This is a genomic window from Agromyces soli, assembly GCF_022811605.1.
Taxonomy (GTDB): Bacteria; Actinomycetota; Actinomycetes; order Actinomycetales; family Microbacteriaceae; genus Agromyces; species Agromyces soli.
In genome coordinates, this window is the sequence record NZ_CP094533.1 from 795129 (window position 1) to 814725 (window position 19597).

At 73.0% G+C, this 19597-nt stretch carries 15 protein-coding genes; all 15 read right to left on the reverse strand.

The annotated features are described in order from the left end of the window. Positions 1-3: 3 nt before the first annotated feature. The gene (locus tag MTP13_RS03795) at positions 4-6018 is read right to left on the reverse strand and encodes an Ig-like domain-containing protein (RefSeq protein ID WP_243569754.1); all 6015 of its coding nucleotides are present in this window, start codon (positions 6016-6018) and stop codon (positions 4-6) included. Further along, positions 6018-7148 (reverse strand): serine/threonine-protein kinase, encoded by a 1131-nt coding sequence (locus tag MTP13_RS03800; RefSeq protein WP_243569755.1) that lies wholly within the window; start codon positions 7146-7148, stop codon positions 6018-6020. Before MTP13_RS03800 ends, MTP13_RS03795 begins: the two co-directional genes overlap by 1 nt. Positions 7149-7311: 163 nt before the next feature. Continuing rightward, positions 7312-7701, reverse strand: coding sequence for a hypothetical protein (locus MTP13_RS03805; protein ID WP_243569756.1), 390 nt, complete (start codon positions 7699-7701; stop codon positions 7312-7314). A gap of 124 nt (positions 7702-7825) precedes the next feature. Beyond that, entirely contained in the window at positions 7826-9148 is a 1323-nt protein-coding gene (hemL, locus tag MTP13_RS03810) for a glutamate-1-semialdehyde 2,1-aminomutase (protein ID WP_243569758.1), read from the reverse strand. Next, entirely contained in the window at positions 9145-10137 is a 993-nt protein-coding gene (gene hemB, locus MTP13_RS03815; protein ID WP_243569759.1) for a porphobilinogen synthase, read from the reverse strand. The genes hemL and hemB overlap by 4 nt, the downstream gene beginning before the upstream one ends. A gap of 96 nt (positions 10138-10233) precedes the next feature. Further along, entirely contained in the window at positions 10234-11247 is a 1014-nt protein-coding gene (locus MTP13_RS03820) for an FtsX-like permease family protein (protein WP_243569760.1), read from the reverse strand. A gap of 56 nt (positions 11248-11303) precedes the next feature. Next, positions 11304-11942, reverse strand: coding sequence for an ATP-binding cassette domain-containing protein (locus MTP13_RS03825; protein ID WP_243569761.1), 639 nt, complete (start codon positions 11940-11942; stop codon positions 11304-11306). Then, entirely contained in the window at positions 11933-12967 is a 1035-nt protein-coding gene (locus tag MTP13_RS03830; protein WP_243569763.1) for a hypothetical protein, read from the reverse strand. The genes MTP13_RS03825 and MTP13_RS03830 overlap by 10 nt, the downstream gene beginning before the upstream one ends. A 42-nt stretch (positions 12968-13009) precedes the next feature. Next, a complete protein-coding gene (locus MTP13_RS03835; protein WP_243569764.1) occupies positions 13010-13642 on the reverse strand; it encodes a hypothetical protein in 633 nt (210 codons plus the stop codon). A gap of 204 nt (positions 13643-13846) precedes the next feature. Then, positions 13847-15121 (reverse strand): DUF418 domain-containing protein, encoded by a 1275-nt coding sequence (locus MTP13_RS03840; protein ID WP_243569766.1) that lies wholly within the window; start codon positions 15119-15121, stop codon positions 13847-13849. Between the two features lie 55 nt (positions 15122-15176). Continuing rightward, positions 15177-15974, reverse strand: a complete 798-nt coding sequence (locus MTP13_RS03845) for a uroporphyrinogen-III synthase (protein ID WP_189085932.1) — start codon at positions 15972-15974, stop codon at positions 15177-15179. Between the two features lie 14 nt (positions 15975-15988). Continuing rightward, the gene (gene hemC / locus MTP13_RS03850) at positions 15989-16945 is read right to left on the reverse strand and encodes a hydroxymethylbilane synthase (RefSeq protein ID WP_189085192.1); all 957 of its coding nucleotides are present in this window, start codon (positions 16943-16945) and stop codon (positions 15989-15991) included. Continuing rightward, the gene (locus MTP13_RS03855) at positions 16942-18207 is read right to left on the reverse strand and encodes a ferrochelatase (RefSeq protein ID WP_243569768.1); all 1266 of its coding nucleotides are present in this window, start codon (positions 18205-18207) and stop codon (positions 16942-16944) included. Before MTP13_RS03855 ends, hemC begins: the two co-directional genes overlap by 4 nt. After that, on the reverse strand, positions 18207-18944 hold the full coding sequence (gene hemQ, locus MTP13_RS03860; RefSeq protein WP_243569769.1) for a hydrogen peroxide-dependent heme synthase: 738 nt from the start codon (positions 18942-18944) through the stop codon (positions 18207-18209). The genes MTP13_RS03855 and hemQ overlap by 1 nt, the downstream gene beginning before the upstream one ends. Before the next feature lie 80 nt (positions 18945-19024). Then, a complete protein-coding gene (locus MTP13_RS03865; protein ID WP_243569770.1) occupies positions 19025-19570 on the reverse strand; it encodes a MarR family winged helix-turn-helix transcriptional regulator in 546 nt (181 codons plus the stop codon). Between the last annotated feature and the right edge of the window lie 27 nt (positions 19571-19597).

Here is a 19597-nt window from a genome sequence, read left to right on the forward strand (position 1 = left end):
GGGTCATCCGCCCGTCTCCGGGTCGGGGCCGGTCGGCGGCTCGGGGTCCGGCGGATCTGGTGCCGGGCAGACGTCGATGTCGCGGGTGATGTCGGCGAGATCGCCGTAGGCCCCGTCGAAGCCGACGACGACGGTCGCCTTCGTCGGCGAGTTCGCAGCGTCGCGGCTCCAGCTGCGCAGCACGGCCGAGCCGGCGCCGGCGCTCGTCACGGTCACGCCCGCCTCGGCGAGCGAGACGTTCGACTCGTTCGCCGGGATCGCCACGCAGGAGCCGCTGAAGTCGACCGACACCGGGGCCGGCGCGGTGGTCGCCGACACCTCGATGCGGTTCGAGCAGTACAGCCCGCCCCAGGTGTTGTGGCACTGGCGCGCGAAGACCTGCCCCGGGTTCGACCAGTCGTTCACGGCGGCGCCGAAGTCCGTGGTCCAGTTCGTGCTGCTCGAGGAGTACTCGACGTGGAAGTCCTCGATCGCGGCGAGGCTCGGGCCCGTCACCTCGTAGCGGTAGTGCCGGCCGCTCTGCGCCGGCGACGTCGCCACGGTGTAGCTCGCCTCGCCCGTCGGAGTGTCGGCGCTCGTGTAGACGCGCACCTCGCCGACGCTGGAGGCGACGACGCCGAAGCCGTTCGAGCCGCAGGCCTTGATCAGGTAGCGCTTGCGCTCGTCGAGGCCGTCGATGTCGGGCGAGGTGGACACCTTCGCCGAGCCGGCGCTGTACGTGAGCGCCCCGCTGCCGTCGGCCGAGCACTGCGGCTCGCTGCCCGAGCGCCACGCGAAGTACACCATCTCGGCGGCCTTGGCGCTGTGGTTCTGCTGCAGCCCGACGCCGGAGATGCGGATGGAGGAGTTCGTCGTCGCCGTGGCCGCGATGCCGTTCGGGTCGAAGAACGGGGCGCCGGCGACCGTCACGGGCGTCGCCGTCTGCCCGCCCTCGTTGTTGCCGCGGCCGGTCGGCGGCGTGTAGACGCTGATCGGCACGAGCGTGATCGTCTGCGGGCCCGGGGCGAGCGTCAGATCGGCCGTGGTCTGCTTGCCGGTGCGGTCGATGGTCTGCCCGGTCTCCTGCACGCGGAACGAGCGGGCGTCGGCATCCGCCGTGATCGTGAGCTGCACCACACCGGTGCCCTGCGAGGTCGTGCCGGGCCGGTAGACGGGCGTCGCGACGACGCCGTCGACGGTCGGCGCCTCGTAGGCCCAGGCCTCGACCGAGCTCGTCGCCGCGGAGGCGCCGACGCCGTTCACGGCGCGCGCCGAGTACGAGTGGCGCTCACCGGGCACGAGGCCGCCGACGACGCACAGCCAGACCCCGGGGGCGCCGGGGCGGCAGTCGGCGCCGACGGAGCGACCGCCCTCGAGGATCTCGACGCCCGTCACCGCCGGGTGGGCCCGCAGCGCCTCGCCGAGCGAGACCTCCATCGTCACCGAGTTCTTCGTGTAGTCGGCGGTCGCGATCGACGCCGGCGCCTGCGGCAGCCCGAGCAGGTCGACGGTCACCCGCCCCTCGCCGGTGCGGCCCTGCGCGTCGGCCACCGTGAACGGCACCACGCACTCGCCGCCGTAGGCGTTCTGGCCGCTCGGCCAGGTGACCGTGATGGCGGTGTCGCCCTGCATGCCGATCCCCGCGACGGGGCACGAGGTCGAGCCGATCGAGCGGAGCTTCAGGCCCGAGCCGGTCTTGCCCGCGAAGGGATCGTACTCGCCGGAGACCCCGACGACCGGGATCGAGCAGGAGCTGCCCTGGTCGACCGAGCACTGCTTCGTGAACACCGCGCCGCGCGGCTGGTCGGCCGGCGCCTGCCCCACGACGAGGGTGATCGCGGAGGTGAGCCCGCCGAAGGCGCTCACGCCGATGGTGACAGTCTCGCGGGTGCCCGGCCGGGCATCCGCCCTGGCCTCCGCGGTGACCTTCGAGCCCTGCTGGGTGACCGTGAAGGCGCTGCCCTGGTAGGTCACGGCGTAGTCGAGCTTGCTGCGGTCGCCCTCGCGGCCGCCCTCCCAGCTCGTCATCTCGTCGTAGAGGCGCACGGTCTCGCTCGCGCCGGGCGCGACCGTGCGGGAGACGGCGGAGAGGATGGCCTGCGGGTCCTTCGGGATGACGGCGACGGGCACGGCGACCTGCGACCACTCGCGCTGCCCGGGCAGCCGCACGCCGACGAGGCAGAGGTCCGACCAGGGGGCGCCGGCGCCGGCACGGTACTCGACGCTCGTGCCGCCCGCGGGCGTGCAGCTCGCGGCCTTGCGCTGCACGGGGAACTCGCCGTCGCCGGCCACCTCGACGGCGTCGCCCGAGGCGAGGTCGAGGAGCTTCGCGACGTCGAAGGTCTTCGAGCCCTCCTCCTTCACCTCGACGGGGCTGACGTCGCCGCGCAACTGCACGCGCAGCTCGTCGGCCGCGGGCACGATGAGGAAGCCGAACGCCTCGACCTCGCCGCCGGCGGTGTTCTTGCCGCTCAGGCGGAACGGCACGAGGGCCCCGTCCTTCGGCATCGGGCCCCGGATGCGCTGGCCCTCGACCGTGTAGCCGGCGGACGCCGCGGCCTTGCCCCACAGTTCGAGCTTCAGCGTGCGGGCGTCGCCGGAGGCCCAGACGACCCGGCCGCTGACGACGTCGAGGCCGCGCTGCTCGAGGTCGAGCCGCGTGCGCGCGGTGACGACGGTGTCGTTCACGACCGGCACGTCGGTCGAGGCGGCCTCCGTGACGTTCACCACGATGAGCCCCTCGGCCGTCGAGGAGGTGCGCTCGGAGGCGACGGTGTAGCGGTAGGAGTTCGTGCCCACCACGTCGCCGGCGCGCAGCACCACGCGGCGGTCGCCGAGGGAGGTCTGGTCGTCGATGAGCGCGAGGAGGCGCTGGTACTCGGGCGTGCCCTCCGGCGCGTTCGGCACGAGCTTGACGAGCCGCAGCGCGCCCTGCGCCGGGTCGAGGTCGTTGCCGGCCGGGTCGACGGTCACCGGGGAGTCGGAGGAGCGCTGCACGCGCACGTAGTCGCTGAACGTCACGGGCGCCGCGTCGGTGACCGCGGCGGTCAGCACGCCGACGCGCACGGCCGCGCTGCCGGTGGCGCCCGAGGCATCCCGCACCGTGTACTCGAAGCTCGGCTGCGTGTCACCGGTGCCGTCGGCCGGGGCGGTGTAGACGATCGCGTCGCCCTCGGCGGAGATCGTCGCGACGCCGAGACCCTTGCCCGGCTGCGTGACCGAGGTGAGCACGGTGCGATCGCCGTCCGGGTCCATGCCGGCGGCCGGCACGGGAATCGACACGCTCTGCCCGCTCAGCACGCGGGCGACGAGCGAGCGCGGCTGCGGGGCGCGGTTCGCGCCGTCGGGCAGCACCGTCACGGTCACCGTGGAGTGGTCGAGCCGATCGGGCGCCTGCTCCAGGCCGACGGCGTAGCCGAGCTCGTAGGTGCCCGGCGTCTTCGGCGCCAGGTAGCGGATGCTGCTGCCGGAGGCGAAGACGAGCTCGCCCGCGGTGCCGGAGCCGGTGACCTCGGGATGGACGACGAGCCGCTCCGCGCGGGGGCTGACGTCGTTCGCGGTCACGGGGATGCTGACGAGCTCGCCCGCGCGCATCGTCACGGTATCGGGCATGGCGATCGGGCTGAGCCCGGCCGTGCGGGCGACGAGGAAGACGCTGAGGTCGCCCACGGCGGTGCCGCCCGCGCCGTCGGACACGGTGACCCGTGCGCGGCCGACGAGCCCGGGCTGGCCGTCGCGCGTCGCCCCGGCCACCCGCACCTGGGACTGGCCGACGAGGCCGATGTTCAGCTCGGGCGAGACCGAGACGGCGTCGGTGACCATGAGCACCCGACCGCCGGTGTTCTGCACGGCGCCGAGCACGTCGACCATGGTGTCCTCGCCCTGCCGGACGAAGGCGGTCATCGGCGCGATCGCGATCGGCGCGCCCGGCGGGGCCACGGTGACGCGGATGGTCGCGGCCTGCTCGGCGCGCGTCACCAGGTCCTGCACCGTGAAGGTGGCGGTGTACGCCCCCGGCTCGGCCGCGCGCAGCTCGACCTGGCCCGCCGCGGCGTTCGGCACGACCTCGAGGCCGGCGCCCTCCGCCGAGGCGGTCGGCACGGCGTCGAGGAGGCGCAACGAACCGGAGCCGCCGGAGGCGTGGTCGGCGATCGAGACGATGGCGGTGCGCCCGGCGCCGGCGGTCACCGCGACCGGCGAGACGTCGAGGGCGGCGCTCGAGGTCACCCGCACGTCGAGGGTGGCCTCGGCGCTCGCGCCGTGCACGTCGGCGACGGTGATCTTGACCGGCACGGAGGTGCCTGCGGCGTTCGGGTCGGTGTGCCGGATGGCGACGCGGCCGTTGCCCATGGGCACGACCGTGACCGGGGCCGCCGGGTCGAGCGGCTCGGCGCCGGCGAGCACGAAGGCGTCGCCCTCCGGGTCGACCCAGCCCGACAGCACGTCGACGATCGCGGTGCCGCCCGGCATCAGCTGCGGCGACGGCCACTGCTGCACGCACCCCTCGACGCCGCACCAGACGGGCGCAGAGTTCTGGTCGTCGGGCACCACCGTGAGCGTGACGGTGACGGGCGCGGAGCTCGCCTGCCCGTCGGTGACGGCGTAGCTGAAGGTGGTCGAGCCGCTCGTCGCCCGCACCCGCACGGTGGGCGTCTGGTCGTTCGCGACGAGCGAGAGCTCGCCGAAGCCGGGATCGGCGAGGCCGCCGGCCATCGACGCACGGTCGACGGTGAGCACGTCCTTCGAGTTGGGATCGTGGTCGTTCAGCAGCACGGGCAGTTCGACCTGCTGGCCCGCACGCACCCCGAAGGAGTCGGCGACGGCGACGGGCGGCTCCTGCCGCGCGAGGTCCTCCACCTGCTGGGTGCCGACCTTGTCCTCGACCTCGTCGTCGAGGTCCCACTGCTCGAGCGGCACGAGCCGGCCGTCGGGCAGCGTCCAGAGCAGGCCGCCCGCGGTCTCGTTCAGCACCGCGCGGTCGCCGTTCGTGCGCAGCACGGGCGAGAGCGAGGCGGAGGCATCCGTCTCGCCGGCGGGCATGGCGAGCGCCACCGACTCGCCCGTGTCGCTGAACCAGGCGCTGCCGCCGTCGGGCGCGAGCCAGGCCGCCACGACGGTGCCGTCCGCCACGACGGGGCGCGCCGGCGTGCCCGCGTCGCTCGCGACCCGCTCCGGGTCGGCGCCGTCGAGCGGGATCGACAGCAGCCCCTCGGCGTCGGCGAGGTAGGCGGTGTCGCCGGACGCCGCGCTCTGCTGCAGCAGGGCGTCGGCGCCGACGTCGAGCTGCGCGGGCGCGCCGCCGTCGACCCAGACCCGGCCGTCGGCCGCATCGACGAGAAGCCAGTGCTCGCCGACGACCGCGAGCTGCACCCCGGCGTCCGCCGCGGGAGGGGACTCGATCGGCGTCGGGTCGGTGAAGCGGCCGCGCTCGGCGTCGTAGCCGCGCACCGCGCCCTCGCGGGCGGAGTACATGACGAGCTGCCCCTCCGGCGAGATGCCGATGGCGTTGGCCGCGTACGTCTCGTCGTCTGCGGCGCCCTGCTCTTCGCCGGCGAACGGGTCGACCGGCACCGGCTGCTCGCTCTCGATCCGGCCGACGTGCACCGTGCCGGTGTCGGTGCGGTACGCGATCCAGTCGCCCGCCGACTGCACCTCGCGCGTGCCGACCGGGGTCGGGGTGCCGCCCACGCCCTCGTCGCCGACGAGGTCGACGGGATCGGCCACGTTCACCGGCCAGCGCTGCCCGAGCCCTTGACTGTAGACCGAGGCGCGCGGGCCGGACTGCACGATCGCGCTGGGGTCGTCGACGTCGCGCACGACGTCGATCTCGGCGAGGTCGGTGTTCACCCGGGCGTACTGGCCCGCGTCGCGGCTCACCCACACCGAGGTCTCGAGCCGGGGCACCTGCTGCGCCTCGTACCCGCTCGCGGTGACCGCGAGGGTCACCACGGTCGCGACGGCGGCGACGCCGGCCACGGCGCCGATGATCGCCCCACGGGAGGGTCGGCGCGCGGTGCGATCGCGCTGCGCGGGGGCCATCAGAGCACGCCCGCGAGGTTCAGGGCGACGGCGCCGGCGAGGAGGACCCCGAGGCCGGCGCCCACGCCGATGAGCGTCGGCTTCAGCCAGCCGTTGCGCGCCGGGGCGGCGGCGAGCCCGCCGTCGTCGACGATCCGCCCGCGGGGCGTCGCGGCGGACGCGGTGCGCGCGGCGAGCCGGCCGTCGGGCTTCACGGTGGAGACGACGGGTCCGCGGGTCGAGGCGTCGGCGAAGTCGATGGGAGCGGCGGCGGCCCACTCGGGGGCCGCGACCTCGAGCGTCGTCGGGGTGAGGCCGAGCTCGTACTGCGCCCAGCGCAGCTGCTCGCCGAACTCGTTCATCGAGGCGTACCGTCGCGAGGGGTCGCGCTGCATGGCGGTCGCGAGCACCGCATCGATGCGGGGCGGCACCCCGCGCGGGGAGAGCGGCGTGTACCTCGCCGAGAGCACCCGGCGGGAGAGCTGGTCGACCGTGTTGCGGGCGCGATCGGGCAGCTCGAAGGGGCTGTGGCCCGCGAGGAGCGTGTAGAGGGTCGCGCCGAGCCCCCAGATCTCGGAGGCGACGGTGCCGGTGGTCTGCTCGCCGAGCACCTCCGGCGCGCTCCACGGGATCGACATGGCGAACGCCTCGCCCTGGCCGTCGCCGATCGCGGCGGCGATGCCGAAGTCGGCGAGCACGGGGGCGCCGAGCGAGTTCAGCAGCAGGTTGCTGGGCTTGATGTCGCGGTGCAGGAGGCCGGTGCGGTGCGCGGTCTCGAGGGCGCCCGCCATCCGTACGCCGATGTCGAGCACCTCGTCGTACGGCATCGGCCCGCGTTTGGCCTTCGCGCCGAGCGAGTCGGGGCAATACTCCATCACGAGGTACGGGCGGCCGTCCGCGGAGATCGAGGCCTGATGGATGGTGACGATCGAGGGGTGCGCGCTGAGCCTGGCCATCGCGTCGGCCTCGACCGTGAACGAGCGGCGCGCCTCGGCGTCGACGACGTCGGCGAGCAGCACCTTCACGGCGGTGACGCGGCGCGGCAGGTCCTGCTCGTAGAGGAACACGTCGGCGAAGCCGCCGGTGCCGAGCGGGCGCACGTAGCTGTAGCCCGCGAGGACGGGCGGCGCAGAGGGCAATCGCTTCGCCACGCGGCCCCTCCCTGCCAGCTCGTCATCGGACCGCCGACAGGCGCACCCCGTTCCGTTCTCCGAGCCCGGCCGCCGTCGTCGCGGCCCCCGGATCCCGCGGACACCTGCCTGCGGCGTCCGCGAGTCATCCTAGATGACCCGCGCTCGGGTGACGAACCCGCGGTTACTCGCCCGGTGCGGCGGGCTCCGCCTCGTCGGACGCGGCCGCGGTGAGCCGCAGCGATTCGATGAGCTGCGCCGCGTGGTTCGTGGAGACGATGAGCCGGGCGAACTCGCCGCCGGACAGCTCGAGCACGACGGCCTGGCGCTTGCCCTTGACGATGACGAAGTCGCTGCCGCCGTGGTACTTCCACACGCCGACCGCGACGACGAGCGGGACCTCGGTGCCCCGGCGGCGGATGCCCCGGATCCAGATCCACGGGTCGTCGGTGATGATGGCCGAGCGGATGTCCCCCTGCTGCACGACGATGTCGTCGCCGCGCAGGGCGAGCGACTTCTCGGTCGGGGTGAGCTGCACCTCGACGCGGTCGCTGTGCACGCGGAGCTTCGCCATGCCCTCCATCCTGCCCGATCACCCCTGACAATTCAGGAACAATCCGGCGCCGAGGCATCCGGTTCGCGGCTCGCACCGGCAGGGCGGGGCGTTCCTGAGTCGTGTGAGGGGGTGGCGGCGCAGCTCAGGCGGGGCGGGCGGATGCCGCGGCGCGCGCCGCGGCGGGCAGCGCGTCGAGGATGCGGCCGATCGCCGCCTCGTCGTGCGCGGCGGTGACGAACCACGCCTCGAAGACGCTCGGCGGGAGGGAGACCCCGGCGTCGAGCATGGCGTGGAAGAACGGGGCGTAGCGCCACGCCTCCTGCCGCTGCACGGTCGCGTAGTCGTGGGCGCCGGCCGCGAGCTCCTCGCCGAAGACGAAGCTGAACAGATTGCCGGCCCGCTGCACGGCGTGCGCGACGCCCTCGGCGGCGAGCGCCTCGGACACGGCGGCAGAGATCGTCGCGGCCGTGGCGTCGAGCCGCCCGTACACCTCGGCGTCGGCGGCACGGAGCGTGGCGATGCCCGCGGCGACGGCGACCGGGTTCCCGGAGAGGGTGCCCGCCTGGTAGACCGGGCCGAGCGGGGCGAGCTGCTGCATGAGCTCGGCGCGACCGCCGAGGGCGGCCACCGGCATCCCGCCTCCGATGACCTTGCCGAAGGTCATGAGGTCGGGCGTGTACGCGGTGTCGGCCGTGCGCGCCTCGAGGCCCCACCAGCCGGCCTCCGAGACGCGGAAGCCGGTGAGCACCTCGTCGCTGATGACGAGCGCGCCGTGCGCGTGCGCGAGCTCCACGAGCGCCCGGTTGAAGCCCGGTCGCGGCGGCACGACGCCCATGTTCGCGGCGGAGGCCTCGACGATGACGGCGGCGATGCGCTCGCCGTGCTCGGCGAAGACCGCGGCGAGCGCGTCGAGGTCGTTGTACGGCACGACCAGGGTGAGCGCGGCGATGTCGGCGGGCACGCCCGCGGAGCCGGGCAGCGCGAAGGTCGCCAGACCGGAGCCGGCCTCGGCGAGCAGGCCGTCGGAGTGGCCGTGGTAGTGCCCGGCGAACTTCACGAGCACGTCGCGGCCGGTCGCCCCGCGGGCGAGGCGGATGGCGCTCATGGTGGCCTCGGTGCCGGTGGACACGAGCCGCAGCTGCTCGACGGGGGCGACGCGGGCCTCGACGAGTTCGGCGAGCTCCGTCTCGGCGGGGGTCGAGGAGCCGAAGGAGAGACCGCGGGCGGCGGCCGCCTGCACCGCCTCGACGACGCGCGGGTCGGCGTGGCCGAGGATGGCGGGGCCCCAGCCGGCGACGAGGTCGACGTAGTCGCGGCCCTCGGCGTCGGTGACGTACGGCCCGCGGGCGGAGACGAGGAAGCGGGGCGTGCCGCCGACGGAGCGGAAGGCGCGCACGGGCGAGTTCACGCCGCCCGGGATCGCGGCCTGCGCGCGCGCGAACAGCTCGGCGTTGGTGGCGCTCATCCCTCGTCTCCGTTCCGGATCCAGGTGGCGAGCTCGCTCGCCCAGTAGGTGAGCACCGCGTCGGCGCCCGCACGGCGGATGGAGCGCACGGACTCGACGATCGCGCGGCGGCGGTCGATCCAGCCGTGCATGGCGGCGGCCTCGATCATCGCGTACTCGCCGGACACCTGGTACGCCCAGACCGGCACCTCCGAGACGGCGGCGACGTCGGCGAGCACGTCGAGGTAGCCGCCCGCGGGCTTCACCATGACGACGTCGGCGCCTTCCTCGATGTCGATGGTCGCCTCGCGCAGGCCCTCGCGACGGTTGCCGGGGTCGAGCTGGTAGCTGCGGCGGTCGCCCTCGAGCGTCGACTCGACGGCATCGCGGAACGGCCCGTAGAACGCCGAGGCGTACTTCGCGGAGTAGGCGAGGATCGCGGTGTCGGCGAAGCCGGCCGCGTCGAGCGTGTGCCGCACGGCGGCGACCTGGCCGTCCATCATGCCGGAGAGGCCGAGCAGCTGGGAGCCGGAGGCGGCCTGCACGAGCGCCATCTCGCGGTAGCGGTCGAGGGTGGCGTCGTTGTCGACGGCGCCGGAGGGGTCGAGGACGCCGCAGTGGCCGTGGTCGGTGAACTCGTCGAGGCAGAGGTCGGTCTGCACGACGAGCGCGTCGCCGGCCTCTTCGCGCACGATGCGGGTCGCCACGTTCAGGATGCCGTCGGCGTCGGTCGCGCCCGAGCCGATCGCGTCGCGGGTCTCGGGGACGCCGAACAGCATGACGCCGCCGACGCCGGCCGCGGCCGCCTCGGCGACGGCGCCCTTGACGCTCTCGAGGGAGTGCTGCACGACGCCGGGCATCGAGGCGATCGGCACGGCCTCGGACACGCCCTCGCGGACGAAGATCGGCAGCACGAGGTCGGCGGGGTGCAGCCGGGTCTCGGAGACGAGGCGGCGAAGCGCGGGACTCTGCCGCAGACGACGGGGGCGGATGGCTGGCGCGGAGCTCACCCGTCAAGCCTACGCGGGCCCGGCTGGACGTCGCCTGGCCCCGGGTTCCCGTCCTCGCGATGGGACTGCGCCGACGGCTGCAGCCGATCGGGCCGACTACCGATCTTTGAAGTAGCGGAACAGGTGCCGCTCTCGCACCGTTGCCATGCCGCAGGCAGTCCCCGCGAACGCGGCGACCGCTCCGCAGTAGAGGATCCTGAGGCCCAGGACGAGCACGGGCATGCTGAGTCCATCGGGCGCGGCGCTCGCCGCAAGCGTGCTCACGGTGAGTGCGACCAGACTCGCGGGGACGATCCAGAAGGCCGCTTCAAGAAGGAGCATGCCCGTCAACGCCCCTCGCCGGACACCGCTGTGCAGAGCGGAGGCGAGCTCGAGCCGGCGCAGCCGCACCGACAGCCAGCCGACGGCGAACCCGAGGGTCCCCGCCAGCAGTGCCGAGAAGCCGGTCAGGCGAGCGGCGAACCGGCTCGGCCCGTCGAACGTGTCGCCCATACGGGCGTTCAGCCTGCTCAACTGCGGCGGCTCCCCAGACTCCGCCGCGGAGGGCTGGACCGCCGTCAGCAGCAGGTTGTCGAGGCCGTCGAGCGGAGGCCACGCGTCGACCCAGCATTCGTCGAACGCCCGCTCGTCGCTCGACGGCTCGAGGGCTGCGAACGAGTAGCCGATTCGCCTCCCGTCGACTGGGTAGGCATACGTCTCAGCGACGATCGCACCGCCCTGGAGGGAATCGACCGAATCCCCGGGCCCGACCGCGAGCGCGGTCGCCGCGTCTTCGCCCAGGGTGAGACCCCCGATGGTCGGATCATGACGAGTGAGCAGCGATGGGAATCCCGGGCTCACCTCGTACAACGGGATCGGCGAATCCGGCAGAGTGAGTACGATCAGCTTCTCGTCCGCCTCTCGGATCGCCCCGGCGGCTCGCACCCCATCGATGTCGGCGAGTTGCTCGCAGAGGGATCCGGAGATCTGGCCTTCCGCGGTGACGATCAATACTGAAGCGCCGGAATCGCGGTACCGCTCCGAGGCCTCGAGGATCGCCAGGACGGTCGTGACCTCTGCTGCGCACAGGCCCGAGATGAGCGCAGCGGACACGCCGAAGAGCAGACCCACGCGAGTGGTTCCCGAGCGGAGGTTGCGGAACGCTTCACGGACAAGAGCTGAGAGCCTCATGCCGTCGCCGTCCTCGACGCCTCCGTGGTTTCGGTGGCGAAGTGACCGAGGTCGATGTGGTCGGTGCACGCCTCACGCGTCTGCGCGTCGTGGGTGGCCACCACGACGATGCTGTGCTCCTGGGCTGTCGCGGCGAGCACCTCGTTCACCGTTGCTCCGCTCAGACGGTCCAACTGCGCGGTCGGTTCGTCGATGAGGAAGAGATCAGGTTTCGCAGCGACTCCGCGAGCCAGCATCAGTCGCTGCGCCTCTCCGCCGGAGAGTTCCCTGAATCGCCGGTCCGCGAGATGCTCGAGCCGGAACCGGCTGAGCAGCCCACGTGCGATCTCGTCGGCTTCCTGCGGCGTTCGCCCTTGTGCGAGGAGCGGCAGAGCGACGTGATCGAGCGCACGCCGTTTCGGCACGCCGTGGGGGTTCTGGAAGACCCACGTCACCCGGTCGATGGAGTCTCGTTCGACGGCCCCTTCGGTCGGGCGGATCCAGTCGGCGAGAATCCCGAGCAGGGTGCTCTTCCCCGATCCGGAAGGCCCGGTCAGCGCGTACACGTGTCCGGGTTCAAGGGTGACGGAGACAGCTCGGAAGAGCCAAGGGCCCGAGGCGAAGCGATGCCCCACCGCATCGACGGTCAGCCGCACGTGACGTCGTCCCCTGGCCGGACGTCGACCTCGCCGGGGAGCTCGCCGTTGATCGCACGGACCAGTGTCTGGCCAAGCTTCGAACCGAGAATCTCCACCGCGACCGCGCTGTGATCGGCCGCCACGATGCACCCCGTGCCGGGACCGACGTTCACGAGCGCCGACGGGGGCACCGACGCCGCTTCGACGGGTTCGACCAACGACATCGTCACGTTCAGGCTCGACGCGCCGTCGGCGAGCGCGTCCCGGTACGCGGGCGTGCCGACGATCCGCGACAGGGCCTCAGGATCACGAATTCGGCTGTCCTCGTCCAGCGGGAACGACTCGCCCGAGACGCTGATTTCGCGTGCTCCCGGGAGGAGTTCCTGACCACGAAGGTCCACATCGGCGCCGCGAAGTCCGCCCGCAACCGTCGCGACTTCGGTGCCGGCTGCGACCGCCTGGCCGAGGGCGGCGGAGCACTTGGAGACCGGGGCCCCCTCGTATGGAATCCAAAGCAGCGCCGCCCGCTGAACCGTGGTCGTCGACGGATCCGGCTGGCCCGCGGCACGAGCGAGCCTCACCAGCTCCGCAATCGTTCGCAGGCCTGCGGTCCCGTCGGCGGTCAGCTCGCCCCCGCGGCCGTTGAGGAAGTCTTGCACGCCTTGGACGTCGGCGCCCGTGTCGCCCGGCGAGATATCACGCCACAGCGGCGTCGGTGTCGCGATGGTGAGAAGCGGCATCCCGTCGATCGACAACGAGCTGGAAGAGGAGTCGAGCGCGCCGTTCGGCGTGCACCGGAATGCGGTCACGACGCCATCGACAGGTGAGGTGATCTGAACCGGCGCGTTGAACGTCAGTTGCAGCTCGACCGGCCGCTCATCGGCGAACGGCACCGTCGCCACCGGCACGGTCTTGACGGCCGTAGGATCCGCCAGGGCGGGTGGCGTGGCCGGGGCCAGATAGAGCGCAGCGCCGAACGCCCCCAGTGCCAGGGCGCTGACGGTGCAGACGACACCGAGGCCGAGCGATGATGAAACACGCATCCCTGGCCTACTCGCCGCTCAAGGAGTGCATGAGGCTGAGCCTCACGGGCCCACCGACGCGCCGAGCGGGTCACTCTCGCACGCGGCGACGTCCTTCTCGCTCGTCGGTGACTCGATGATCGGATAGCTGCGGTTCGGCACGTCCTGCTCCCATTGCTCGACCGTGTAGTCCGCCGGCACGAGCCCCTTCTCGATGAGACACGCCACCTGCAGCTCGCCCGGATTCACGTTCTGCGGATTCTGAGCGATCGAGCTGTAGAGAAAGCTGATCTGCCGTTCTCCGGTCTGCTCTGAACACTCGTTCAGCAGGGCATCCGCGTCCTCGTACTTCAAGTGCTCCGGGACGCTGAAGCCGTGCGAGAAATCGTCGTTGAACCCGCCGAACTCGATTCCGGCGGCTTCGAGGCACTCGCCGTAGCGCTGCTCCATCTCGGCGAACTCCAGCTCGGTGATCGCACCATCCTCGAGCGCGTCGCGAGCATCCTGCGAGGTGGCTTCCGCATACGCAGACGCGAATTCGGCAGCCCACGGCCCCTCGAAGTCAGGGAGCTGGGCCGCTTCGACATCGGTTGGTATACCTGCGCTGCAACCAGTCAGGGCTATCGGGAATAGCGCAGCCAATACCACGAGAACCGCTCTTGCAATCAAGGCTTCCTCCCCGCACTGTTGCGACATGGCCCGACGATGAACCGCTCCAGATGCTTGACAGGCGAGGTTCAGGATACCAAGAGTATCCGATACGTCGAAGAAGCACCGCACAACCGCCTGCAGCGCCTACACGAATTGTCTTCGTTCTGTAGATGTGAGCGGTGGCTACTGGTCCAAGGTTGGCAAGGTGTTCGGTGGGGAGCCCGGCGCGAAGGCGTACTACTACGTCTATTAGCCCACCCCGCGGGCACGACTCCCGAGCCGCGCGAAGCGGCGGGCGACCCAGGCGACGACGGCCTCGAGCGGCCCGCGCCGGCCGAGGAGGGCGAGCACGAGCCCGATGAGCAGCGCGCCCGCGATGTGCAGCAGCCACAGCTGGAGGCTCGACACCTGCCAGGGGATGCCGTCGTCCCACGGCTCGAGCGAGGCGAGCGCGTCCACGAGCCCGGCGGCCAGCACGTGCGCCGTGTAGACGGTGAGCGGGGCGCCGCCCGCGGCCCCGAGCGGGGCGAGCACGCGGCGCATCCGCGGTCCGAGGCTCGCGCCGAGCGCGAGGCAGAGCCCGAGCGCGAGGAGCGAGGTGCCGCAGGTGATCGCGAGGTCGAAGCTCGTGCCCGTGTGCGGCGCGGGCGAGGCGAGCCACCAGAGGCTCCCACCGGGCGGTCCGCCGTACTGCTCGGCGAGGAACTGCTCGGCGACGCCGGCCGCGCCGAGCTCGGGCTGGGCCTCGGCGAGGCGCTCGAGGCCGCCGAACACGACCGCGAGCAGCCAGCTGAGCGAGACGGCGACGGCGGCGAGGCCCGCGCCGATCACCGCGAGCCGGATGCCGAGGGCGCGCAGCCGTGCGGGTTCCGCGACGACGGCGAGCACGGCGCGGCCGACCACGAGCCCGACCATCGTGTAGACGAGCCAGGTGCCGACCGGGTACACGCCGGTGACGAGGAGGCCCCGCACGAGTCGCAGCGGGTCCTCGAGGTCGAGCCAGCTCGCGCTGCCGACCTCGAACGGCACGACGAGCTCGGCCCGCGCGAGCTGCAGCAGCGGCGGCCAGACGAGCGCCCAGCCCACCGCGATCGGCAGCAGCACCCGGCTGGGCACGCGCAGGAACGGGATCATCGCCCAGAACGTCAGCGCGTAGTAGGCGAGGATGACGAGGATGCTCCCCGGGAAGAGCCCGAGCGTCAACCCGATGACGAGCAGGGCGAGCCCGCGGCCGAACACCGCCCAGCGCGCCGACGCCGCCCGGCCCTCGGCGACGGCTCGGCGGGTGGACAGCGCGATGCCGACGCCGGCGAGCACGGCGAAGAGCGCGGCCGCCTTGCCCTGCAGCGCGGCGGAGAGGGCGGGCGTGCCGCCGTCCGGCTGCCACGTCCAGAGGTGGGTCGCCATCATGCCGGCGAGCGCGAGGAAGCGCGCGTAGTCGATGCCCACGATGCGGGCCGCACGCGTGCGTCGCGCGCCGTCGTCGTCGTCGAGGGTGCGCTCGCCGGGCCCGCTCGAAGTCATGAGCCGAGACTACGGGCAGTCGCCGCCTGCGGTCCGCCGACCGAGCGCGCGACCGCTACGCCCGGGCGAGCGCGGCGTTCACGACCGCGTCGATGAGCGACTCGGCGCTGCGCTCGACGGCGACGACGTCGACCCGCAGGCCGAGCTTCGCGGCGTCCCGCTGCGTCTGCGGCCCGATGGCCGCGACGAGCGTCTGCTCGGGGATCGGCCCGAGCTGCTGCTGCACCTGCTCGGCGACGCTGCCCGAGGTGACGAGCACGGCGCTGACGTTGCCGGCGCGGACGTCGTCGACGACCTTGTCCGCGATCGGCACGCCGACGGTGCGGTACGCGACGACCGCCTCGACGTGGTGGCCGATGCGCTGCAGGCCGACGGAGAGCACCTGCTTCGCGATCGCCGAGCGGAGGGCGAGCACGCGCAGGCCCTTCTGCCCCTCGGTCGCGGCCTCCCACTCCTCGAGCAGGCCGCGCGCCGAGTTCTCCTCGGAGGGGACGATGTCGACGTGGTACCCGGCGGCGGTGAGCGCCGCGGCGGTGGTCTCGCCGACCGCCGCGACCTTCGTCGACGCCGGGATGGTTGCGCCGTAGGTGGAGAGCACGTCGACCGTGGTCGCGCTCGTGAGGGTCACCCAGTCGAACTCCCCGCGGCCGAGCTTCTCGAGCGCGGACTCCAGGGCGGCCTGGTCGTCGGCCGGGGCGAAGTTGATCATGGGGGCGATGACGGGGGTGGCCCCGCGCGAGCGGAGCGCCGCGGCGACCGCGTCGCCCCAGGGGCCGCCGCGGGGCACGAGCACGCGCCAGCCGGCGAGTGGTTTGCCGTCGCCCGAGACGGACACGTTGATCGTGCCCGTCATCGGTTCGAATTCGCTCACCGCGGCTCCTCGAGTGCTGCCAGGTCTGCGGCACCGTTGCCGAGGAGTTCGGCGACGACGCGCTCGGCGACGTCGCCGGCCGCCTCGGCCAGGTCGGCGGTCGAGCGGCTTTCGGGGGTCGCAGCGTGAGAACTCGTCAGCTTGCGCGCCCCGTCGGCACTGTACACGGTGGCCGTGAGGAAGAGAAGTTCGTCCTCGATGAAGGCGTTCGCGGCGATCGGCGCGGAGCAGCCGGCCTCGAGCCCGGCGAGCACGAGCCGTTCGGCGAGCACCGTGGCCCGGGTCGAACGGTGGTCGACGCCCTCGAGCGCGCGCTCCAGCACCCGCTCGCCGCGCTCGCGGCGGACCTCGACGGCGAGCGCGCCCTGGCCGGGCGCGGTCGGCCAGTCGGAGAGCTCGAGCAGCTCGGTCGCCGCCTCGAGCCGGCCCAGTCGGCCGAGCCCCGCGGCGGCCAGCACGACGGCGTCGAGCTCGCCGCTCGCCACCTTGCCGAGGCGGGTGTCGACGTTGCCGCGGAGGTCGACGACCTCGAGGTCGGGGCGCACCGAGCGCAGCTGCGCGATGCGGCGCGGCGAGCCGGTGCCGACGCGGGCGCCCTCGGGCAGCTCGGCGAGGGTCAGGCCGTCGCGGGCGCAGAGCGCGTCGCGCGGGTCGGCGCGCTTCGGCACCGCGCCGAGGCGCAGCCCCTCGTGCTCGGCCGTCGGGAGATCCTTCAGGGAGTGCACGACGACGTCGCAGTCTCCGGCGAGCAGCGATTCGCGGAGGGCCGCGGCGAAGACGCCCTCGCCGCCGATCTCGCTGAGCGAGGCGCGCGAGGTGTCGCCGTGCGTGGTGACCTCGACCAGTTCGATCTCGGCACCGCCGGCGGCCTTCGCGATGCGCTCGGCGATCCAGCGGGTCTGGGCCACGGCCAGGGCGCTGCCCCGGGTGCCGACGCGGATGAGTTCGGTCACGGCGCGATCCCGGCGAGTGCGGGGCGGAAGCCGAGGCGGACGTTCTCGCAGCAGCCCGGGCGGCACACGTCGTACCAGGGGCCGAGCTCGGTCATCGCCGGGCGCTCCTCGGTCGGCGTGCCGTTGACGCGCTCGAGCACGAGGTCGACGAGGCCCGCGACGTAGGCGGGGTGCGTGCCGGGCGTCGGCACGCGGACCGCCTCGAGCCCGTGCTCCTCGCAGCTCTCGAGCGCCTCGTTGTCGAGGTCCCAGAGCACCTCCATGTGGTCGCTCACGAAGCCGAGCGGCACGATGACGACGGCCTTGCGCCCCACGCCGGGCAGCTCGGCGATGGCGTCGTTGATGTCGGGCTCGAGCCACGGCATCGACGGGGGGCCGGAGCGGGACTGGTAGACGAGCTGCCACGGCACGTCGCTCGTGCCGGCCTCGCGCATGACGACCTCGGCCACGGCCCGGTGCTGCGCCGCGTAGGCGCCGCCCTCGCCGAAGCCGCGCTCGGCCGGGCCGGACTTGGCCGCGTCGGTGGACGGGATCGAATGGGTCGCGAAGAGCACCTCGATGCCGTTCGTGCGGTCGAGACCGGGCACCCGGCGCTCGAGCTCGGCGAGCCCGTCGCGCACGCCCTCGATGAACGGCTGCACGAAGCCGGGGTGGTCGAAGAACTGGCGCACCTTGTCGATCTGCACCGTCTCGGCGAGGCCGGTGTCGGCGAGCGCGTCGGCGAAGTCCTCGCGGTACTGGCGGCAGCTGGAGTACGAGCTGTACGCGCTCGTGGCGATCGCGATGAGCTTGGTGAAGCCGCGCTCGTTCGCCTGGTTCAGCGCGTCGTTGAGGTACGGGTCCCAGTTGCGGTTGCCCCAGATCACCGGCAGCTCGACGCCGCGCCGGGCGAGCTCCGCCTCGAGGGCGGCCTTCAGCTCGCGGTTCTGCTGGTTGATGGGGCTGATGCCGTCGAAGTGGCGGTAGTGGTGCGCGACCTCTTCGAGGCGCTCGTCGGGGATGCCCCGGCCGCTCGTGACGTTCCGCAGGAAGGGGATGACGTCGTCCTGCCCCTCGGGCCCGCCGAAGCCGGCCAGCAGGATCGCGTCGTAGGCGACCGGCTCGGTGACGTGCTCGGGGCCCGACTGGGCGGGCTCGGTCGCGCCGGGCACGCACGCGCCCGAGGCGCAGTACGCCTCGGCGGCGGGGGCCGGCTTGCGGCCGCGGGCGGACTCGCGCTCGGGCGCTGCGGCTCCGGTCGAGCCAAGGTTCGTCGCGGCCATTACTGCAGCACCTCCACGAGCTCGGCGGTCGAGATCCGTCGACCGGTGTAGAAGGGGACCTCTTCGCGCACGTGCATGCGGGCGTCGGTGGCGCGCAGCTCGCGCATGAGGTCGACGAGCTCGGTGAGCTCGTCGGACTCGATCGGCAGCAGCCACTCGTAGTCGCCGAGGGCGAATGCGCTCACGGTGTTCGCGATCGCGCCGCGGAACGAGGCGCCCTTGCGGCCGTGCTCGGCGAGCATGCGGGAGCGCTCGGCGGGGTCGAGCAGATACCACTCGTAGCTGCGCACGAAGGGGTAGATCGTCATCCAGCCCTTGGGCTCGATGCCGCGCAGGAAGCCGGGCACGTGCGCCTTGTTGAACTCGGCGTCGCGGTGCACGCCCATGGCGTTCCACGTCGGCAGCAGCGCGCGCAGCAGGCGGCTGCGCTTCAGCTCGCGGAGCGCCCACTGCAGGCCCTCGGCCGTCGGGCCGTGCAGCCAGATCATGACGTCCGCGTCGGCGCGGAGGCCGGAGACGTCGTAGAGCCCGCGCACCGTGACGCCCTCGTTCTCGACGAGCGCGATCACGCCGTCGAGCTCGCCGACGAAGCGCGGCACATCGCGCCCGTCGAGGTCGTCTGGGCGCGCCGGGTCCTTCCGGAGCACGGCGAAGAGCGTGTAGCCCTCGGGCGACTGCTCGGGTTCGGACGCATGACGGAGCTCGTCGGCTGCCCCTTCGGCAGCGGGGGAAGACATACCCCCAGTCTCCCCCTTTCCTCCGGAAGGTCCAAAAGGGAGGCCCTCGCTCCGCCGGGCGGCGCGGAATTCCGGGTGGCTCAGTCCTGCCCGGTGGCGGCGAGCGCGTCGAGGAACCGGATGACGACCTCGCGCTCCCCCGGCGCCAGCGCCGCTGCGGCGGCGAAGCGGCGGGCGTGCTGGCGGCCGACGGTCTCGCGGGCGTCGTGCCGGGTGTGCTCGGTGACGGCGATCGCGAGGGCGCGGCGGTCGCTCGGATGCGGCGAGCGGGTGACGTGGCCGCCGCGCTCGAGCCGGTCGAGCAGTTTCGTGGTCGACGCGCTGGAGATGCCGAGGTGCTCGGCGAGCGCACCTGGCGTCACGACGATCCCCTGGTTGCGCGCGGCGATGAGGAAGCGGATGGCCCGCATGTCGGTCTGGTTGAGCTGCATGTAGCGGCGGGAGGCCTCGCTCATGCGCTCGGCGGCGGCGTGCCAGCCGCGGAGGGCCTGCATGACGCGGACCACCTGGTCGACCTCCTCGTCGGCGAGGCCGCTGCGGTCGACGAGCTCCTCGTCGCGGTCGACGATGCGCGGATCGTGCATCGCCGACTCGACGCGCCGGCTGCGCTCCCGCTCATCTGCCATATCGAGATTCTAGCCAGGCGAGACGAA

Excerpts from the sequence above, each read along its gene's own strand:
- MTP13_RS03845 (WP_189085932.1), bottom strand. The coding sequence starts at position 15,974 with ATGACGGGCACGATCAACGTGTCCGTCTCGGGCGACGGCAAACCACTC.
- MTP13_RS03855 (WP_243569768.1), bottom strand. The coding sequence starts at position 18,207 with ATGGCCGCGACGAACCTTGGCTCGACCGGAGCCGCAGCGCCCGAGCGC.
- hemL (WP_243569758.1), bottom strand. The coding sequence starts at position 9,148 with ATGAGCGCCACCAACGCCGAGCTGTTCGCGCGCGCGCAGGCCGCGATC.
- MTP13_RS03830 (WP_243569763.1), bottom strand. The coding sequence starts at position 12,967 with ATGCGTGTTTCATCATCGCTCGGCCTCGGTGTCGTCTGCACCGTCAGC.
- MTP13_RS03835 (WP_243569764.1), bottom strand. The coding sequence starts at position 13,642 with ATGTCGCAACAGTGCGGGGAGGAAGCCTTGATTGCAAGAGCGGTTCTC.
- MTP13_RS03795 (WP_243569754.1), bottom strand. The coding sequence starts at position 6,018 with ATGGCCCCCGCGCAGCGCGATCGCACCGCGCGCCGACCCTCCCGTGGG.
- hemQ (WP_243569769.1), bottom strand. The coding sequence starts at position 18,944 with ATGTCTTCCCCCGCTGCCGAAGGGGCAGCCGACGAGCTCCGTCATGCG.
- MTP13_RS03805 (WP_243569756.1), bottom strand. The coding sequence starts at position 7,701 with ATGGCGAAGCTCCGCGTGCACAGCGACCGCGTCGAGGTGCAGCTCACC.
- MTP13_RS03865 (WP_243569770.1), bottom strand. The coding sequence starts at position 19,570 with ATGGCAGATGAGCGGGAGCGCAGCCGGCGCGTCGAGTCGGCGATGCAC.
- MTP13_RS03840 (WP_243569766.1), bottom strand. The coding sequence starts at position 15,121 with ATGACTTCGAGCGGGCCCGGCGAGCGCACCCTCGACGACGACGACGGC.